This is a genomic window from Listeria swaminathanii (assembly GCF_014229645.1).
Taxonomy (GTDB): domain Bacteria; phylum Bacillota; class Bacilli; order Lactobacillales; family Listeriaceae; genus Listeria; species Listeria swaminathanii.
In genome coordinates this window covers 394039-413306 of sequence record NZ_JAATOD010000002.1, presented here as the reverse complement: position 1 = coordinate 413306, position 19268 = coordinate 394039, and the positions used below count along the sequence as shown (strand labels likewise).

General features: G+C 36.1%; 18 protein-coding genes. 17 read left to right on the top strand and 1 reads right to left on the bottom strand.

Annotated elements, in window-relative coordinates; genetic code table 11:
- Nucleotides 1-25: 25 nt before the first annotated feature.
- Nucleotides 26-370: a DUF3899 domain-containing protein gene (locus HCX62_RS09220; protein ID WP_185638650.1), complete on the bottom strand. Its 345-nt coding sequence runs from the start codon at nt 368-370 to the stop codon at nt 26-28.
- A gap of 624 nt (nt 371-994) precedes the next feature.
- Between HCX62_RS09220 and HCX62_RS09215 the strand changes: the two genes are divergently transcribed.
- The 17 genes from HCX62_RS09215 (at nt 995) to HCX62_RS09135 (ending at nt 18797) form a co-directional block, all read left to right on the top strand.
- Entirely contained in the window at nt 995-2671 is a 1677-nt protein-coding gene (locus HCX62_RS09215; protein WP_185501872.1) for a peptide ABC transporter substrate-binding protein, read from the top strand.
- Between the two features lie 286 nt (nt 2672-2957).
- A complete protein-coding gene (opp3b, locus tag HCX62_RS09210; RefSeq protein WP_185638648.1) occupies nt 2958-3887 on the top strand; it encodes an oligopeptide ABC transporter permease in 930 nt (309 codons plus the stop codon).
- Nucleotides 3887-4921, top strand: coding sequence for an oligopeptide ABC transporter permease (gene opp3C, locus HCX62_RS09205; protein ID WP_185392517.1), 1035 nt, complete (start codon nt 3887-3889; stop codon nt 4919-4921). Before opp3b ends, opp3C begins: the two co-directional genes overlap by 1 nt.
- 17 nt (nt 4922-4938) lie before the next feature.
- A complete protein-coding gene (locus HCX62_RS09200) occupies nt 4939-6015 on the top strand; it encodes an ABC transporter ATP-binding protein (protein ID WP_003722316.1) in 1077 nt (358 codons plus the stop codon).
- On the top strand, nt 6012-6980 hold the full coding sequence (locus HCX62_RS09195; protein WP_185392518.1) for an ABC transporter ATP-binding protein: 969 nt from the start codon (nt 6012-6014) through the stop codon (nt 6978-6980). Before HCX62_RS09200 ends, HCX62_RS09195 begins: the two co-directional genes overlap by 4 nt.
- 319 nt (nt 6981-7299) lie before the next feature.
- Nucleotides 7300-7695, top strand: coding sequence for a transcriptional regulator SpxA (spxA, locus tag HCX62_RS09190; protein WP_003720569.1), 396 nt, complete (start codon nt 7300-7302; stop codon nt 7693-7695).
- 232 nt (nt 7696-7927) lie between these two features.
- Nucleotides 7928-8581, top strand: a complete 654-nt coding sequence (gene mecA / locus HCX62_RS09185; protein WP_185392519.1) for an adaptor protein MecA — start codon at nt 7928-7930, stop codon at nt 8579-8581.
- 126 nt (nt 8582-8707) lie between these two features.
- Nucleotides 8708-9823: a competence protein CoiA gene (locus HCX62_RS09180; RefSeq protein ID WP_185638647.1), complete on the top strand. Its 1116-nt coding sequence runs from the start codon at nt 8708-8710 to the stop codon at nt 9821-9823.
- A 72-nt stretch (nt 9824-9895) separates the two neighbouring features.
- Nucleotides 9896-11701: an oligoendopeptidase F gene (gene pepF, locus HCX62_RS09175; RefSeq protein ID WP_185638645.1), complete on the top strand. Its 1806-nt coding sequence runs from the start codon at nt 9896-9898 to the stop codon at nt 11699-11701.
- Between the two features lie 298 nt (nt 11702-11999).
- Entirely contained in the window at nt 12000-12260 is a 261-nt protein-coding gene (locus tag HCX62_RS09170; protein WP_185638643.1) for a DUF3116 family protein, read from the top strand.
- Between the two features lie 208 nt (nt 12261-12468).
- Nucleotides 12469-13095 carry a heme uptake protein IsdC gene (isdC, locus tag HCX62_RS09165; RefSeq protein WP_185638640.1) on the top strand — a complete coding sequence of 209 codons (627 nt, stop codon included), beginning with the start codon at nt 12469-12471 and terminating at the stop codon, nt 13093-13095.
- A 12-nt stretch (nt 13096-13107) separates the two neighbouring features.
- Complete coding sequence (gene hbp2 / locus HCX62_RS09160; protein WP_185638638.1) at nt 13108-14817, top strand: hemin/hemoglobin-binding protein Hbp2; 1710 nt, start codon at nt 13108-13110, stop codon at nt 14815-14817.
- An 86-nt stretch (nt 14818-14903) separates the two neighbouring features.
- A complete protein-coding gene (gene isdE, locus HCX62_RS09155) occupies nt 14904-15776 on the top strand; it encodes a heme ABC transporter substrate-binding protein IsdE (protein ID WP_185638636.1) in 873 nt (290 codons plus the stop codon).
- Entirely contained in the window at nt 15766-16755 is a 990-nt protein-coding gene (locus HCX62_RS09150; protein WP_185638634.1) for a FecCD family ABC transporter permease, read from the top strand. The genes isdE and HCX62_RS09150 overlap by 11 nt, the downstream gene beginning before the upstream one ends.
- Complete coding sequence (locus HCX62_RS09145) at nt 16736-17515, top strand: ABC transporter ATP-binding protein (RefSeq protein ID WP_185638632.1); 780 nt, start codon at nt 16736-16738, stop codon at nt 17513-17515. The genes HCX62_RS09150 and HCX62_RS09145 overlap by 20 nt, the downstream gene beginning before the upstream one ends.
- Nucleotides 17516-17518: 3 nt before the next feature.
- Nucleotides 17519-18259, top strand: coding sequence for a class B sortase (gene srtB, locus HCX62_RS09140; protein ID WP_185638630.1), 741 nt, complete (start codon nt 17519-17521; stop codon nt 18257-18259).
- Nucleotides 18260-18320: 61 nt separating this feature from the next.
- Nucleotides 18321-18797 (top strand): siphovirus Gp157 family protein, encoded by a 477-nt coding sequence (locus tag HCX62_RS09135; protein WP_185638628.1) that lies wholly within the window; start codon nt 18321-18323, stop codon nt 18795-18797.
- The last annotated feature ends 471 nt before the right edge of the window (nt 18798-19268 follow it).

Sequence of the window (19268 nt, the reverse complement as noted above, 5' to 3'; positions counted from 1 at the left end):
AGCAGTTTACAAAACAGCTTGTCAATCACAAAAACATGCCTAGGATACTAGATAGCATAACAAGAAGCGAACTAATCAAAATTCCAGCATACTGAAGGCCAACTAGCTCGGATAAAAGCATATCTGAGAACTCGCTCTCTTCTTCTCGTTTGATTTTACGAGAGATGTTTCGAAAACCGTTATGAACACGGTCTAAAAAGCCACTTCTCATAATATAAACGAATAACCCTATTAATAACGTAATAAGCGCTACAAGGAAAGAAATATCCACATAATTGCTTAAACTAACATGCTGGTTTTTGCCAAAGAGTAGAATGCCAAAAATAATGGCTTCTTGAATAAGTGTATAAATAGTAATTCGTAAAAACATTTCGTCACCTCTAATTAAAATTCATAATTCACTCTATCACAATTTCCATAGAAAGACTATATGATAGAAGGAAGCTATCATCTGATGTTAGAAATTTGTCCATTTTTAGTCAAATAATCGCCCAAGTGTCTTTACAGATTATTAATAAAAAAATGCCTTTATATCAACGTTTTTCGAATTTATTACAAAATTTAATTAAATTTTTGGTATTTTTATCTAGACAACAGCTCAAAAAAAGTATATAAATATAATAATCCTTTAAAAATTTAAAGGGGTTCGATATTTTCACTTATACAAAAAAGATGACTTCTTCCAGTTAAAACTTAATTGGCAAAGTTAATCGTAAATTTATCAATTTAAATGGTTATGTTTTCTGAAAACTTAATCAAAAGGTTTAGCAAAGTATACATAATTAATTCGATTTATTGCAAAATAGAGGATTGTGTAACACTCTCTGTTCAGAGTTTTCACGCAATTTCAATTTTGCCTTAATATTTTAATAACTTGTATCTTTCATCCTTGTTTTCATTTATCTTGTAAAAATAATTTACAAAGCCAGAAATCTTAGAGTATAATAGGTATCGAAACAATTTTTCAGAAAAATAAAAAAGGGAGGTCTACTTAGTGAAAAAATCTAAATTATTTCTTACACTTGGATTAACACTATTACTAAGCTTAGTCTTGGTAGCATGCGGAGGCGGATCAGATTCCAAATCCGACAAAAAAGGCTCAGATTCAGGAAAAGCTTCAGGAGATCAAGTACTTAACTTGACAGAAAGCGCACTAATTCCTTCTGCAGACAGCACAAAAGCGGATGACCAAGTTGGTTTAAACGTTGTAAACCAAACAAACGAAGGTCTATATGCGCTTGACAAAGATGGTATTCCTGCCATTGCCGGTGCTGCTGAAGAGCCAAAAATTAGCGATGACAAAACAGTTTATACTATCAAACTTCGTGAAGATGCAAAATGGTCAAACGGAGATCCTGTAACTGCAAATGACTATGTTTACTCATGGCGTCGTGCAGTTGACCCTAACACTGCTGCAACATATTCTTACCTATTTGATGCAATCAAAAATGGTACTGATATCGTAGCTGGCAAGAAAAAACCTGAAGAATTAGGAATTAAAGCAGTAGATGACTATACTTTAGAAATTACTTTAGCTAAACCAACTGCTTACATTAACTCATTATTTGCATTCCCAACTTTCTTCCCACTTAACGAAAAATTCGTTACGGAAAAAGGCGAAAAATATGCACAAAATAGTGATAACATGTTATTCAACGGACCTTTCGAGTTGAAAGACTGGACTGGAACAAACAAAAAATGGACTTATGTAAAAAATGATAGCTACTGGGATAAAGATAAAGTTAAGTTGAAACAAATCAACGTACAAGTTGTTCAAGACTCCGGTACTGGACTTAACTTATACAACACTGACAAAGTTGACCGTACAGTATTAAGTGCTGATTACGCGGCTCAAAACAAAAACAATAAAGACTACGTTACAGTGAATGATTCTTCAACATTCTACATTAAATTTAACCAAAAACGTGCTGGCAAAGACACAGTATTTGCTAACAAAAACATCCGTAAAGCTATAGCTCTTGCGATTGACAAACAATCGTACACTGATACAGTTCTTAAAAACGGATCTAAACCTGCAAACAATCTTGTACCAGAAGGTTTCACTTTTGACCCAGGTAACAAAGAAGATTATACAAAAGAATCTGGTAAACATTTAGAATATGATGTAAAAGAAGCACAAAAAGCATGGAAAGCTGGTTTGAAAGAACTTGGAGTTTCCGAAATTACAGTTGAATTCACTAGTGATGACACTGAAAATGCGAGAAAATCTTCTGAATTCATTCAAGACCAACTACAAAAGAACTTAGACGGTCTTACAGTTAAACTTAAAAACGTACCATTTAAAGTTCGTTTACAAAATGACCAAAACCAAGATTACGACTTCTCAATGAGCGGCTGGGGTCCTGACTATCAAGATCCATCCACTTTCTTGAACCTATTCGTAACTGATGGTGCACAAAACAGAATGAGTTATTCTAACAAAGACTATGACAAGATTTTAAATGATGCTTCTGTAACTTATGCAGCTGACGATCAAAAACGTTGGGATGAAATGGTTAAAGCAGAAAAAATCCTTCTTACGGATGATGTAGCTATTCAACCACTTTATCAACGTTCTACTGCATACCTACAAAAAGACTACATTAAAAACTTGCAAAAAAATCCATTTGGTCCAGATTACACTTACAAAGAAACATACTTGACTAAATAAAATATTAGTCTTTAAGAAATGCTTGACGGAAAGAGAGAGTATATTTCGATATGCTCTCTCCTTTTGCTGATGATTTTCATGTTTTCATGTGTTATAATTTAAAATTAAAGTATCCTTTTCTAGTAATCTAGAAACCTAACATTCGAAAAATGAAGTTTTTTTCCTAACTAATTTGCGCTAATGCAATAAAAGTTTAGAAATGAAGAAAAAGGCTCACTAAACTTGCGGATTTGGTTAGGAATGACTTTTTTTATATATTTATTAAAACTGGGAGGTGTAGAGATAGATGGTTAAATATACGTTAAAAAGAGTATTGTATATGCTTATAACGTTATTCATCATTGCTTCGGTTACGTTTGTTCTTATGAAATTCTTACCTGGTACGCCTTACCGTAATCAGGAGAAACTATCTGACGAACAAATTCACATGATGAATGAAAAATACGGACTAAATGATTCAATTCCAGTCCAATACTTTAATTATATGACAGGTTTGGTAAAAGGGGACTTAGGTGTTTCTTTCCAACTTGATAATAGACCAGTGTCTGAGATTTTAGGTGCACTGATTGGTCCATCTGTCCAATTAGCACTCGAGGCAATGGTATTTGGTGTTATTTTTGGTATTTTACTCGGGGTAATAGCGGCCATGTACCAGAATAAGTGGCCGGATTATACGAGTACATTTATAGCAATATTAGGTAAGTCAGTCCCATCTTTCGTATTTGCGACTGTTTTACAATACTGGCTTGGAGCAAAACTTCAAATTTTCCCAGTAGCAGGTTGGGGGACGTTTGCAGATACTATTCTGCCAGCATTCGCACTTGCGATGTTCCCGCTAGCGACAGCAGCTCGTTTCATGAGAACAGAGCTAATCGATGTATTTGCATCTGATTATGTTCTACTTGCAAAAGCGAAAGGGAATAGTAGAACGGAAGTAGCGGTTAAGCATGCGATTCGTAATGCACTTATTCCATTAATTACAGTTTTAGGACCATTATCGGTTGCACTGATGACTGGTTCCCTTGTTATTGAAAATATTTACAGTATCCCTGGTATCGGTAGCCAATTCGTTTCTTCTATTCAAATGAACGATTACCCAGTTATCATGGGAACTACATTATTATTTGCTGCTATGCTTGTATTTGTTATCTTGGTAGTAGATATTCTTTACGGATTGATTGATCCACGAATCCGTGTGTCTGGAGGTAGAAAATAATGGCAGAACATAAAATTGCAAAAGAAAGATTCCAGCCAGCACACATTCTTGATGCCGAAGCAGAAAAAATTACTCGTCCAAGTTTGACGTTTATGCAAGACTCTTGGCTTCGTATTCGTAAAAATAAAGCGGCGTTAGTGTCGCTGATTGTATTAGCACTTGTTATTATCATGGCAATTGTAGGCCCTTATTTGTCACAAAACTTAGGACCAAAACATGATATTAATAGACAAATCACTGAAAATGCAAGTCTTCCTCCAAAAGTGCAAGGCTTTGAAAATATGCCTTTCTGGAATGGACATCAATCCATTGGTGGAGAAGACGTTGATATTTATAAACAAAATAATATTAAAGAGGGTACTTACTACTGGTTAGGTAGTGATACGCTTGGACGTGACCAATTTGCTCGTATTTGGGCTGGTACACGTGTATCTCTTATTATTGCTGTTGTTGCAGCACTATGTGATTTAATCATTGGTGTTACTTACGGCTTGATTTCTGGTTATGTTGGAGGTCGTGTCGATAACTTTATGCAACGTGTGCTAGAAGTTATTGGTGCTATTCCAAACTTAGTTGTTGTTATTTTAATGATGCTAATACTTGATCCAGGGATAATTTCTATTATTATAGCGATTGCGATGACGAGTTGGATAACGATGGCCCGGGTAGTCAGGGGACAAGTTTTAAAACTCAAAAATCAAGAATTCGTTATGGCTTCCACAACTTTAGGGGAATCTACTCCTAAAATTCTTATTAAACATTTAATACCAAATATTTCTGGGATTATTATCATTAACATTATGTTTAGTATTCCTAGTGCGATTTTCTTTGAAGCCTTTTTAAGCTTTATTGGACTTGGTCTTCCAGCGCCAGCAGCGTCTCTTGGTGTCTTGGTAAATGATGGATATAAAACATTACAAGTATTACCGTATATGATTCTTTATCCATGTATTGTACTTTGTATCATCATGATTGCATTTAACTTAATTGCAGATGGTTTGCGCGATGCCTTTGATCCTAAAATGCGCGATTAAAAGAGAGGTGAGGAAAAATGGAAAAGCTATTAGAAGTTAAAGATTTAAATATTTCATTCCACACATATGCCGGAGAAGTAAAGGCGATTCGTGGAGTTAATTTTGACTTATATAAAGGGGAAACCTTAGCGATTGTTGGCGAATCTGGTTCTGGTAAATCAGTAACGACAAAATCGATTATGCGTTTACTTCCAGAAGGTAACTCAGAAATTAAAAGTGGCCAAATTTTATTTAACGGAATGGATATCGCTAAAGCTCACGAAAAACAAATGCAAAAAATTCGTGGGAAAGATATAGCTATGATTTTCCAAGATCCAATGACATCCTTAAATCCAACGATGACAATTGGTAAACAAATTTCTGAACCACTTATTAAGCACCAAAAAATCAGTAAACATGAAGCTCACAAAACAGCTCTTCGTTTACTTCAATTAGTTGGTATTGCAAATGCAGAAGAAAGAATTAAACAATATCCTCACCAATTTTCTGGTGGGATGCGTCAACGGGTTGTTATTGCGATTTCACTTGCTTGTAACCCGCAAATTCTCATTGCAGATGAGCCAACAACAGCGCTAGATGTAACTATCCAAGCGCAAATTTTAGATTTAATGAAGGACTTACAGAAAAAAATTGACACATCGATTATCTTTATTACCCATGACCTTGGTGTTGTAGCAAACGTTGCAGACCGTGTTGCCGTTATGTACGGTGGTAAAATTGTTGAAATCGGTACAGTTGATGAAATTTTCTATAATCCTCAACATCCTTATACATGGGGATTAATTAGTTCGATGCCTACTTTGGATACAGATGATGAAGAATTGTTTGTTATCCCAGGTACACCACCAGATTTACTTCATCCTCCAAAAGGGGACGCATTTGCTGCACGTAATAAATACGCAATGCAAATTGACCTTGAAGAAGAGCCACCACTATTTAAGGTGTCTGATACGCATTATGCGGCTACATGGTTGCTTCATCCTGATGCACCAGAAGTAACGCCTCCAGATGCTGTATTACGTCGCCAAGAGCAGTTTGCGGAACTTCATCCTGGCATGCAAGCTGTCCATGCGAAAGGGGTAGAAGTAGAATGACTGAACAAAGAGAAAAATTATTAGAAATTCATAATCTAAAGCAATACTTTAACAAAGGTACTGCAAGTGAAGTACGCGCTGTTGATGATATTTCTTTTGATATTTATAAAGGTGAAACACTTGGTTTAGTAGGTGAATCTGGTTGTGGTAAATCTACAACTGGACGTACTATTATTCGTTTATACGATGCAACTGGCGGAGAAGTTATTTATAATGGCAAAAATGTGCATGCACGTAAAAGCCGTAAAGAAATGCTTGAGTTCCGTCGTAAAATGCAAATGATTTTCCAAGATCCATATGCGTCTTTAAATCCGCGTATGAAAGTTAAAGATATCATTGCAGAAGGTATTCGTATCCACGGCCTTGCTAAAACGCCTGAAGAAACGAATCAACAAGTTTATGAGCTACTTGAAACAGTTGGTCTAAGTAAAGAACATGCTGGTCGTTACCCGCATGAATTCTCCGGTGGTCAACGTCAACGTATCGGTATCGCTCGTGCGCTTGCTGTTCAACCAGAATTTATTATTGCCGATGAGCCTATTTCTGCACTGGATGTATCTATCCAAGCACAAGTAGTTAACTTATTACGTCAATTACAAAAAGAAAAAAATCTAACTTACCTATTTATTGCCCACGATTTATCAATGGTTAAATACATTAGTGATCGTATCGGCGTAATGTACTTCGGTAAATTAGTCGAGTTAGCGCCTGCCAATGATTTATATCATGCACCGCTACACCCTTATACGGAATCTCTTTTATCCGCGATTCCTTTGCCAGATCCAAATTATGAGCGTACTCGTGTGCGTAAAGCATATGATCCGACTTCTCATAACTATAAAGATGGCGATGAAATTAAAATGCGCGAAATCGCTCCTGGACACTTTGTTTATTGTTCAGAAGAAGAAGAAGTTATGTATAAAGAAAAGCATGCTAAGCTAACTGCTGAAGCCGCTACAAAATAACACTAAAACATCAATCAGAGTAAAATTTGATTGATGTTTTTTTCACAAAATTAAAATTCTCATGAAATTCTCATAAAAAAGCGTTTTTTTTCATGTGATTTTAGTTTAAACAAGTTATAGTAGGGGTATCATATACATAACGGCTTGCTAACAATGGTTTTACATATTTGGAAAGAAAATTTTAAAAAATAGTATATAGAATTTCACAAAATTAGTGTATAATGAAGTGTAAGTTCTTTAATGAATTTTCCAAATAGAGATATTGCTAGAATTTCGTTATATGAATGAAACAATACCCGATAAGGAGTGTGAATGTCTAATGGTAACGTTATACACTTCACCTAGTTGCACATCTTGCCGAAAAGCTCGTGCATGGTTGGAAGAACATGATATCCCTTATAAGGAAAGAAACATTTTTTCTGAGCCACTTAGTTTGGATGAAATTAAAGAAATTCTTCGTATGACTGAGGACGGTACAGATGAAATTATTTCCACTCGTTCAAAAACGTTCCAAAAATTGAACGTGGATTTAGATAGCCTTCCTTTGCAACAACTATTTGAATTAATCCAGAAAAATCCTGGCTTATTAAGACGTCCTATCATTATTGATGAAAAACGTTTGCAAGTTGGGTACAATGAAGATGAAATTCGCCGTTTCTTACCGCGCCGTGTACGTACGTATCAACTACGTGAAGCGCAAAAAATGGTTAACTAAGATTGATAAAAGTGGTTGCCGAGAATTCCATTCAGTTGGATTCTTGGCGCTTTTTTTTGTAATTGGAGTAATAGTTCTTGAATTTTTTTCGTTTTTCAGCTAAGATAATAATCCACCGACGAAAACGAAGGAAAAATGGTGGTACTATTTGCTAATATGAGCTACAATGAATTTAACCAATTAAGTTTCACCCTTCATTGTCAATGACTAAGAAGGAAGGGAGAGTGTGACGATGGAAATTGAACGAATTAATGAGGATACAATCAAGTTTTATATCTCTTATCTGGATTTGGAAGAGCGAGGTTTTAACCAAGAAGATGTTTGGTATGATCGCGAGAAAAGTGAAGAACTTTTCTGGGATATGATGGATGAGCTGAAATATGAAGAAGAGTTCTCTCCGGAAGGTCCGCTCTGGATACAAGTCCAAGCCTTAAAACATGGCTTAGAAGTATTCGTAACAAAAGCTACAATTGGTGGAAAAGGCGAAGATGGCTTTGATGTCACGCTTAGCTCCCCAGATGAGCTTGCAGAAGAAAAAATCGAAAAACTACTCGAAGAAAACTTCAATCCAGTGAGGAAAGAATCACTCGGAGAAGATGATACGCTAGAGTTTATTTTAGAGTTCCGTGATTTTGAAGATGCTATTTCACTTTCACGTGCAACAGGACTGGAAAATTTAGTAACTAAGCTATTTTCGTATCAAGGAAAGTATTATTTGAATGTAGAATTTCCTGAGAATAAATATGATGAATCTAACATTGACAATGCCGTTAGTATTTTACTTGAATACGGTTTAGAGTCGAATTTAACTGGTTATATGCTTGCTGAGTACGGAAAAGTAATCTTTGACGTTCCTGCATTAAAGCAAATAAGAAAACATTTCTAAAACTTCATTTTGAAGACCCGTTTGTGCTGGAAAATAAGCCAAACGGGTCTTTTTTGCGATTTTAGAAATAAGGAAGGAATATGGTTATTTCATGGCGAATAATAATATTAAAGAGCTAATAGGAGAGTGATTATTATTTTTACTGCCAGAAATAGCATTGGAGAAACTTTTACTATTACGAAGATGAATGTGGAACGAATGAAACAAGAAGAAAGACTATTTTGCAAGTCATGTGCAAGTCCAGTAATGATTAAAGCTGGGCAAATTAAGATACCACATTTTGCACATGAGAAGACTATGAAGTGTGCTTTTGCTTCAGAGGGCGAAAGCGAAGAACATTTAGCGGCTAAGCGACAAATGATGGCATGGTTTTGTTATCAGGGCCTACCTGTAGAATTAGAAAGTTACTTCCCAGAAATTAACCGACAAGCAGATATTTTCGTGAATGGGAAGACCGTCATTGAATTTCAACGTTCGACTGTCCCAATTAGCGAAATGATTCAGCGCACAATGGATTACTTATCGCTTGGTTTAGAAGTGCACTGGATACTAGGTCAGACACTCAAAAAAGATAAAGGACGTATTTGTCTTTCTGCATTTCAACAAGCATTTATTCAATTTGATCAGAAATTAGGTTATCATTTTTGGCATTATTCAGTAGAACACGAAAACTGCACGCTGTATTATCACCTAACATTCGAAAAAGGAAATCGTTTTTTCGCGAGCGAGATGCCATTTTCTATGAAAGTGTCTTTTAGTGAATGGAAAAAGAAAATAGCGAGAATTATTACTCGGCACGCCTATGTTAAGCGAGATAGAGAATTTGAAAGACAAAAAATCTGTTTTTACTATGCTAAGTTTAAAAAGCATGGTCAATTTATGCAAAAATTATATAACGCAGGTTATTATCTTCACTATTTGCCAAAAGAGATAGGCGTAGATTTAGAAGAGCAGTTTTTAGTTATGACACCTGCTATAGAATGGCAATTTGACTTATGGGACAATTTTTTCAAAGGTTTGGAAAAGGGGGATACTTTCAGTGGAGAGTGTTTTTTAGAGAGCTTTCAATCCGTTGTAACACAAATACAAACGATTTGGTTATCGCCTAATGAAAATTTAAAACTAGGAAAAGCGTATATTTCTTATTTAATTAGTAAAGGGATGCTCGCTGAGATACCAGAAAATCGTTATCGAGTGAAGCGAAAGATGACATTTACTAATAATCGAGTAGGGCAAATATAATCATCTGTTTTGCTTTTTTAGTTATTTTGGCTCATAATAAAAACAAAATGACAATGGTTGGGGGTTTTAATATTGAGTAAAACAAATGCATTACCTTTAAGAGAAGAAGTACCAGAAAATCTAACTTGGGATTTAACTACTATTTATCCAAACGATGAAGCTTGGGAAAAAGCTTTTGTGGATTTACAAAAAATAACAGAAGAAAGTAGTCAATTTAAAGGACGTTTAGCAGAAAGTAGCCAAACTCTTTATGAGGCGCTTCAATTCCGTGATAAAGCGTATGATTTAATTAGTAACTTATATGTATATGCTCACTTAAAAATGGACCAAGATACAGCGAATGCGAAATATCAAGGATTAAATAGTCGTGCAGGAAGTTTAGTTACCAAATTAATGTCTGCACTGTCTTATTTTGATCCTGAAATTTTAGCCATGGATGAGAATGTTTTAAAACAATTTTTAAGTGAAAATAAAGATTTACAATTATATGCCCATTTATTAGAAGAGTTGAATTTAAGTCGACCTTATATTTTAAGTGAGAAAGAAGAGGCTTTACTTGCGAATGCAGGTGAGGTTCTTGGAAGTTCTTCTAGTACATTTAATACATTAAACAATGCGGATATGAAGTTCCCGACGATTAAAGATGAAAATGGGGAAGAAATCGAAATTACGCATGGTCGTTTCGGTAAGTTGTTAGAAAGCAATGATCCGCGTGTGCGTCGTGATGCATTCCTTGGTGTGTATTCCGTTTACGAAGGATTGAAAAATACGTTAGCGTCTACTTTGAATGGACAAGTGAAAAAATCCAATTTTTACGCGACTACTCGAGGATATACATCTGCTCGCGAGGCTGCGCTTTCGGGTAACCACATTCCGGAAACTGTATATGATTCATTATTAAAATCTGTGAATGCCAATGCTAATTTACTTCATCGTTATGTAAAATTACGTAAAGAGTTGCTTGGTTTAGAAGAATTGCATATGTACGATCTTTATACGCCACTTTCGGATGATGTTAATTTGGAATTCACTTATGAGGAAGCAAAGGAACTTGTACTTGAAGCGTTAAAACCACTTGGAGAAGAATATCAAGCTATTTTAAAAGAAGCGTTTGATAGTCGCTGGATTGATGTGATGGAAAATAAAGGAAAACGTAGTGGGGCTTATTCTTCTGGGTCATATAGTACGAATCCTTATATTTTACTCAACTGGCAAGATAATATTAATAATGTGTATACGCTGGCTCATGAACTTGGACATAGTGTGCATAGTTATTATACAAGAAAAAATCAACCGTTTGTTTATGGCGATTATTCGATTTTCTTAGCGGAAGTTGCTTCTACTACGAACGAAAACCTGTTGACAGATTATCTGCTTAAAAAATATGATGATCCAAAAGTACGTGCTTATTTACTAAATCATTATTTAGATGGTTTTAAAGGAACGGTATTCCGTCAAACACAATTTGCTGAATTTGAGCATGCGATTCATCAAGCTGATCAACAAGGTGTGGCTTTGACTGCGGATTATTTAACAGAAACGTATTTTGATATTAATAAGAAATATTACGGGGAAGCGATGGTTTATGACGATGAAATTGGTTATGAATGGTCTCGTATTCCGCATTTCTATATGAACTATTATGTGTTCCAATATGCGACTGGTTTTTCGGCAGCTTCTGCGTTGAGTGCGAAAATCTTAACGGAAGGTCAAGAAGCAGTAACGGCTTATATCGACTTTTTGAAAGCGGGAAGTTCGGATTATCCGATTGATGTTTTGAAAAAAGCTGGCGTTGATATGGCGACACCTAATCCTGTAGATGATGCGTTAAAAGTATTTGAACAAAGATTAGATGAATTAGAAAAACTAGTTAAATAATTGTTTGTGAAATTTGCTAAAAAAAGACACGTTAGAAGTAAGGTCTACGTGTCTTTTTTTCTTGTGTTGAAGTGGTGTCAGTATTCACGAAATGTACAAATAAAAATAGCTATGTGAACTATTGAATTATAAGTGGTTATATGGTATATTATAACCGTGAAATAAATCACAAACAAATACCCCCTTTATTTGATTGTGTGAATTTCTCCTTTTGATTGCGCTGTAAGAAGCCGTGGCACTTAGCTACGGCTTTTTACGTTATGTATGTTACTAACTCAGACTTAAAGGATGATTAACGATGGAATTTAAAGATGAAAACTTATTACGAGAAGTACTTCTTTTTGCGGGAAGTGTGGATACGAAGATTAATGATATGTCGCTTGAGGTGATTGATTTTGGAAATCTGCGGAACTACACAAAAAATGAAGTGCTGCTAACGCTTTATTGGTTAGAAGAAAATGGCTTTTTAACGAGGAATAGCAATATTGCAGAAAAAAGATACACGCTCACTTTAAAAGGAGAGCTATTATATGATCGTTACGCTCAAACAGAGGAGTAGTAAATAATTATTAACCATGGATAGGTGTTGCTATTCATGGTTTTTTTGTGGGTTAAAACGGTATAGAAAATATTATGTTGTTGACAATGATAATCATTATCAATTAAAATGATAATTAACGTATACTTTTACATAAACTTTTACTCCGCAAGTGGTTGTGGAGGTTTTTTATAAATAGTAGTTTTTATTAAAGAAGGGAGATTTAAGGATGAAGAAAGTTTTAGTTTTAGTGGCTTTTGTGGCTGTATTTAGTTTTTCGTTTCTTTCGACTGGATTAACGGCTCAAGCTGCACTGAAAGATGGAACCTATTCGGTTGATTATACGGTGCTTCAAGGCGATAGTGATTCTGTTTCTATGGCGAATGACTATTTTGATAAACCTGCAACGGTGACTGTAAATGGAGGGAAATCTACGGTTAGTTTGCAAGTGAATCATAGTAAGTGGATTACTGGCTTATGGGTGGAAGGTAGCGCGGTTAGTGTGACTTCAAAAAAAACTTCAAGCGATACTAGAAAAGTGTCATTCCCAGTGTCGACTTTAAGTAGTCCTGTGAGTGCGAAAATCAAAGTAGACATTGATGACGATGGGTTGAATTATCATCACCAATATCAAATCAAGTTACGTTTTGATGAAGGTTCGGCTAAAGCGTTAGCGGGAGCTGTGAAATCTTCTGATAATAGCGATACAACAACTCCAGCAACAAAGAGCGACTCAAATAATCAAGTAGCAAATCCAAAGTCTAGTGATTCTAGCCAAATGTTTTTATATGGAATTATTTTTGTAGTAGCGGGAACAGGGTTAGTTTTACTTAAAAGACGGGCGATTTTTAAATAAAGGGGGATTATTATGAAGAAACTATGGAAAAAAGGTTTAGTCGCTTTTTTGGCTTTGACACTAATTTTTCAATTGATACCAGGGTTTGCCAGTGCGGCTGATTCTCGTCTAAAAGATGGCGGAGAATACCAGGTTCAAGTGAATTTTTATAAAGATAATACTGGGAAAACAACGAAAGAGTCTTCGGAAGCAGATAAATATATTGACCACACGGCAACAATTAAAGTGGAAAATGGTCAACCGTACATGTACTTAACGATTACAAATAGCAGTTGGTGGCAAACGATGGCAGTTTCGAAAGATGGAACTCGTCCTGAAAAGCCAGCACAAGCGGAAGTTTACCATGCTAGCTATCAAGATGTGCAAACAGTTAGAACAGACGCAGCGAAAGATACGCGTGTAGAGAAATTCAAGCTTAGTTCTTTAGATGATATTATTTTTTCGTATATGCATATTAAAGTAGACGCGATTAGTTATGATCACTGGTACCAAGTCGATTTAACGATTGATCCAAGTACTTTTAAAGTTATTTCTGAACCAGCTGTTACAACGCCTGTGACGCTTTCTGATGGGGTTTATACGATTCCTTTTGTAGCGAAAAAGGCAAATGATGATAGTAATTCAAGTATGCAAAATTACTTTAACAATCCGGCTTGGTTGAAAGTGAAAAATGGTAAGAAAACTGTTGCGATGACAGTGAATGATAATAAGACAGTAACAGCTTTAAAAACAGAGCTTGCTGGAACTTTGCAAGATGTAAAAGTTGTTTCGGAAGATAAAGACGCTAATACGCGGATTGTAGAATTTGAAGTGGCAGATTTAAACCAACCACTTGCGGCTCATGTTAATTATGAAGCGCCGTTCAATGGTACTGTTTACAAAGGGCAAGCGGACTTCCGTTATGTGTTCGATACAACAAAAGCCGTAGTGGCAAATTCGTATCCGGGTAGTGATGAAACTCCTCCTGTAGTGGATCCTGGCGAAACGAATCCACCTGTGACAAAACCAGATCCAGGTACAACAAATCCGCCAGTGACAACACCGCCAACAACTCCAAGCAAACCGGTAGTTGTTGATCCTAAAAATTTATTGAACAATCATACGTATTCGATTGATTTTGATGTTTTCAAAGATGGAACAACAGAAACTTCGATGATGGAAAGTTATGTGATGAAACCGGCTGTAATCAAAGTTGAAAATAACCAACCATATGTTTATTTAACGTTAACAAACAGCAGTTGGATTAAAACATTCCAATATAAACAAAATGGTGTTTGGAAAGATATGGAAGTTGTTTCCGGAGATATTAATAAAAATACGAGAACAGTGAAATACCCTGTGAAAGATGGCACTGCTAATACGGATGTGAAAACACATGTATTGATTGAAGATATGCCAGGTTTCGCTTACGATCATGAGTATACTGTTCAAGTAAAACTAAATGCAGCAACCATTAAAGACATCACAGGAAAAGATGTAACGTTAAAAGAACCTGTCAAAAATGATCTTTTAAATACAGGGAATGTAGCGAACAATAACAATGCTGGACCAAAATTAGCAAAACCAGATTTTGATGATACAAATTCTGTTCAAAAAACAGCAAATAAAGCAGAGAAAAATGCAAAAACAAGCGATTCATCAAGTATGGCATGGTATGTGACATTATTTGGCGCTTCCTTCCTTTATTTAGCTTATCGATTAAAACGTAAAAGATTGAGTTAATAAGACTGGTAAAAGCGAGTTAGGTCGGGGTTATCCTTTGCTTAACTCGCTTTACCGATTTTATTTTATAAATGGGGGAATCAGTGATGAGGAAAATGGCTGTCATATCTTTGGTGTTATTACTTTTTTTAGTTGGTTGCGGGAATGAAGAGGCGGCAGAGAAGTCTGAGCAAACATCGGAGAAGGAGCCTAAAATTGTGGCAACGACGGTGGCGATTACTGAAATTATGGATAAACTTGATTTGCCGCTGGTTGGAATTCCGACTAGTTCTAAAAAACTTCCGGAACGTTATGCAGAGGTGAAGGAAACTGGGTCGCCTATGGGGCCAGATTTGGAAATTATTCGTATGTTAAAGCCAGACATGGTCCTTTCGACAAAAACGCTAGAAGCGGACTTAAAGGCTGGTTTTGAGGGAGCTAGTTTGAAAGCGGACTTTCTGGACTTTACGAGTATTGCTTCGATGCAAAGTGAAATTAATAAGCTAGGCGCTGAATTTGATCGTAAAGAGGAAGCAAGCAAATTAAATGCTAGTTTAACGAGTGAAATTGATAAGGTGAAGGCAAATGTTGCTAAAAAGAAAAAGCCAACCGTTTTAATACTGATGGGTGTTCCGGGAAGCTATTTAGTTGTGACGGAACATGCGTACATCGGTGACTTGGTGAAACTTGCTGGTGGGGAAAATGTGATTAGCGATCAAAAAGTGGAATATTTGGCTTCTAATACAGAATACTTACAAAATGCGAATCCGGATATTATTTTGCGAGCAGCTCACGGAATGCCGGCGGAGGTTGTGAAAATGTTTGATGAAGAATTTAAAACAAATGATATTTGGAAACATTTTGATGCGGTGAAAAATAATCGGGTATATGACTTGGACGAAAATTTATTTGGTATGACAGCAAGTTTGAACGCGCCTGAAGCATTACGTGAAATGGAAAAGATGCTTTATGACAATTAAGCAAAAAAGTTCTTTTGGTGCTGTGGTTGTTTTGTTAATTGGGACGATTTTATGGGCGGTTCAGGCGGGCAGTTTAGCAATGTCGATTCCAGATTTTTTAAAAGGGGTTTTTAGTGGCGGGAATGAAATGGTCGATGTGGTGATTGATTTGCGTTTTCCGCGGATTATTATTGCTTTACTGGCTGGTGCGGCGCTTTCGGTTTCTGGTTTATTATTGCAAGCTGTGATGCGGAATCCGCTTGCTGATGCTGGGGTGATTGGGATTTCAGCGGGAGCAAAGTTTTTTAGTTTTGTTATTATTTTATTTTTACCGGAATTGTATTTTTGGTTGCCACTTTTTTCGTTTATTGGTGGGGCGCTTGCGTGTTTTTTAGTCTTTTTATTTAGTTATCAATCTGATTTTAATCCGCTTCGTTTTATTATTATTGGGATTGCGATTAATGCGGTTTTTACGGGGCTTAGTGATGCGCTTTCTTCGCAAGTGGCGCTTGTTTCTAGTCAGTCTGCGAGCAGTGCAGCGAGCCTTGCGATGAAAAAATGGTCAGATGTGGAAACGTTGTTAATCTATGTAACAATTGGCCTGGTTTGTGCGCTGTTACTTGCTAAATGGTGCAATGTGTTAGGTCTTGAGAATAAAATGGCTAGAGGATTTGGTGTGCCGGTTAATAAAACACGGATTTGGTTGGCGCTAATTGCGGTGTTGCTTGCTTCGATTACTACGGCGGTTGTTGGGGTTATAGCTTTTGTTGGCCTACTTGTGCCGCACATTGCCAGAAAACTGGTTGGCGGAAATTATCAAATACTTGTGCCATTCTCCATTTTATTTGGAGCATTGTTGCTCTTGTTTGCAGATACACTTGGCAGAACGTTATTTCACCAAATGGAAATCCCGGCATCTGTGATTATGCTGATTATCGGCGGTCCATTCTTAATCTTTTTAATGCGAAAGGGTGATTTTTATGGAAGTAAGGGACGTTAATTTTAGTTATAATGGAACAGATTCGATTTTGAAAAATGTCTCGTTTACTATCCAAAAAAATAAAATCAATACGATTGTTGGGCCGAATGGTAGTGGGAAATCTACTTTATTAGAAATTTTGGCTAGACTTCTTTCGCCCAGTTCTGGGGATGTTTTACTTGAAGGAAAATCGATTTTTGAGTGGAAAGCGAAAGAGTTTGCGCAAAATGTTGCAATTGTTCATCAAAATAACGTGCTTCCGAGCGAGCTAACGGTGAAAGAGTTGCTTTATTTTGGACGGCTTCCTTATAAAAATTGGCGGATGACTCGGACGAAAGTAGATGATATTGCTGTTGAGCGGGCTTTGGAGCAAACAGAGCTAACTGGAAAAGCGGAGAAGTTTGTTGATAGTCTTTCTGGGGGAGAGCGACAACGCGTATTTATTGCGACAGCGCTAGTTCAAGATACGCCATTGCTACTTTTGGATGAGCCGACGACGTTTCTGGATATGTATTTTCAACTCGAAATTTTAGAGTTGGTAAAACGGTTGAATCAAGAAGAAAATTTAACTATCGTGATGATTTTGCATGATTTAAACCAAGCGTTGACTTATAGCGATCAATTGGTCGTGATGAAAAACGGGGAAGTTGTGGCACAAGGTGAGCCGGGAAAATTATTGACAACGGGGCTGATTGCAGATACTTATGGCGTGATTGCAGAAGTTTTGGAAGATGCAAAAACTGGGAAATATATTGTTCCTCAAAGGCGAAAGGAGTTTTAAAACGTGAAAATGAAATCGTTTTTGGGGAAAGGTTTGACTTTGGTTGTGTTAGTGGTGTTTCTTTTTTCTGGATGGAAAATTGGGACGGAACTGTATGAAAATTATCATAACCGGACGATACTAGGTGATGCGAAAGCTGTTTATACGAAAGATGTGGCTACTACGAATATTAACGGCGAAGTGCGCGATGAGCTTAAATCCCTGCAAAAGCTCAATAAAGATATGGTTGGTTGGCTGACGATAGCAGATACTGAAATAGATTATCCAATTTTGCAAAGTACGGACAATGACTACTATCTGCATCATAATTATAAAAATGAAAAAGCAAGAGCGGGCAGTATTTTCAAAGATTATCGGAATACGAATGAGTTTTTGGACAAAAATACGATTATTTACGGGCATAATATGAAAGATGGCTCGATGTTTGCGGATTTACGAAAATACTTAGATAAAGATTTTTTCGAGGCACATCCGACTTTTTCTTATGAATCGGGTCTGGCAAATTATGAAGTAGAAATTTTTGCTGTGTATGAAACGACGACTGATTTTTATTATATTGAAACGGACTTTCCGGAAACAACCGATTTTGATGCTTATTTACACAAAGTGAAGCAACAATCTATTTATAAATCAAATGTGTCAGTAAGTGGAAAGGACCGAATTATTACACTTTCGACTTGTGATACAGAGAAAGATTATGAAAAAGGACGCATGGTTATTCAAGGGAAACTAGTAGCAAAATGAGGAAGCGCCAAAAGAAATAGCTGCTTTTGGGCTTTTTTTCTTGTTGGAAAGGGTGCGAACGATGAAATTATATGAACTAACCGATAATTATTTACGATTGCAAGAACTTTTAGAAGAAAATAAAACCGAGGCTGTAGAGGACACATTAGCTGCAATCACAGATGGTTTTCATGATAAAGCAGAAAATATCGCCAAAATTATTAAGTCGCTAGCGGCGGATGCTGAAATGGCAGGAGCTGAGGCGAAACGACTTTTAAAACGGAAACAAGCGCTAGAAAATAATGCCCAGAAATTAAAAAACTACTTACAATCCGAAATGGCACGAATGGAAATCAGAAAAATAAATAGTACGCTTTTCACTATTCAAATACAGAAAAATCCTGCAAGTGTCGAAATAGTAGAAGAAGCTTTATTAAAACCGTTCTTTTTACTGCAAGAACCTAAAATTGATAAAAAAAGAATCGCGGAATTACTCAAATCTGGCGAAGAAGTAGAAGGAGCTAGATTAGTAGAAAGCGAATCTATTCGAATAAGGTAAATAAAAAACAGCCTAAATTGTTATCTATTTTAACAATTTAGGCTGTTTTTGTTAACAAAAGTATTAAATAAGTACAAAAGAGTAAAATAGTTCACATTTCTGTAACAATCCTCGCTTGTTTATGTATCGAAAGAACGGTTTTGAGGTGTGTCCTATGAAATAATTAGTATTGAGTAAGAGAATGAGAGTTATTTAAAAGATTACTTTATGCTTCACTCGTTATTTCACTTCTACCACTTTTTACAGGTGGAAGAAAGAAGAGGAGGTAAAACGCGCATAAGAAATAACGTTTAAAAGGTTACATAGAAAATGACTAAAAATGACGATACTTCGAAACCTTTAAAAGAAGCAGCGAAACAGAACAACCAAATGCGAGTTTGCGAATGAAAGAGAACACGGAACTATCCAACAAGTAGCTAAAAATGCTTCACAAATGAATAAAACTCATCACTCTTCCACATAACATCAAGA

What these genes read in the sequence shown, in the direction of transcription:
- HCX62_RS09220 (WP_185638650.1), bottom strand. Translation starts at nt 370, where the DNA reads ATGTTTTTACGAATTACTATTTATACACTTATTCAAGAAGCCATTATT.
- opp3b (WP_185638648.1), top strand. Translation starts at nt 2,958, where the DNA reads ATGGTTAAATATACGTTAAAAAGAGTATTGTATATGCTTATAACGTTA.
- opp3C (WP_185392517.1), top strand. Translation starts at nt 3,887, where the DNA reads ATGGCAGAACATAAAATTGCAAAAGAAAGATTCCAGCCAGCACACATT.
- HCX62_RS09200 (WP_003722316.1), top strand. Translation starts at nt 4,939, where the DNA reads ATGGAAAAGCTATTAGAAGTTAAAGATTTAAATATTTCATTCCACACA.
- HCX62_RS09195 (WP_185392518.1), top strand. Translation starts at nt 6,012, where the DNA reads ATGACTGAACAAAGAGAAAAATTATTAGAAATTCATAATCTAAAGCAA.
- spxA (WP_003720569.1), top strand. Translation starts at nt 7,300, where the DNA reads ATGGTAACGTTATACACTTCACCTAGTTGCACATCTTGCCGAAAAGCT.
- mecA (WP_185392519.1), top strand. Translation starts at nt 7,928, where the DNA reads ATGGAAATTGAACGAATTAATGAGGATACAATCAAGTTTTATATCTCT.
- HCX62_RS09170 (WP_185638643.1), top strand. Translation starts at nt 12,000, where the DNA reads ATGGAATTTAAAGATGAAAACTTATTACGAGAAGTACTTCTTTTTGCG.
- isdC (WP_185638640.1), top strand. Translation starts at nt 12,469, where the DNA reads ATGAAGAAAGTTTTAGTTTTAGTGGCTTTTGTGGCTGTATTTAGTTTT.
- hbp2 (WP_185638638.1), top strand. Translation starts at nt 13,108, where the DNA reads ATGAAGAAACTATGGAAAAAAGGTTTAGTCGCTTTTTTGGCTTTGACA.
- isdE (WP_185638636.1), top strand. Translation starts at nt 14,904, where the DNA reads ATGAGGAAAATGGCTGTCATATCTTTGGTGTTATTACTTTTTTTAGTT.
- HCX62_RS09150 (WP_185638634.1), top strand. Translation starts at nt 15,766, where the DNA reads ATGACAATTAAGCAAAAAAGTTCTTTTGGTGCTGTGGTTGTTTTGTTA.
- HCX62_RS09145 (WP_185638632.1), top strand. Translation starts at nt 16,736, where the DNA reads ATGGAAGTAAGGGACGTTAATTTTAGTTATAATGGAACAGATTCGATT.
- HCX62_RS09135 (WP_185638628.1), top strand. Translation starts at nt 18,321, where the DNA reads ATGAAATTATATGAACTAACCGATAATTATTTACGATTGCAAGAACTT.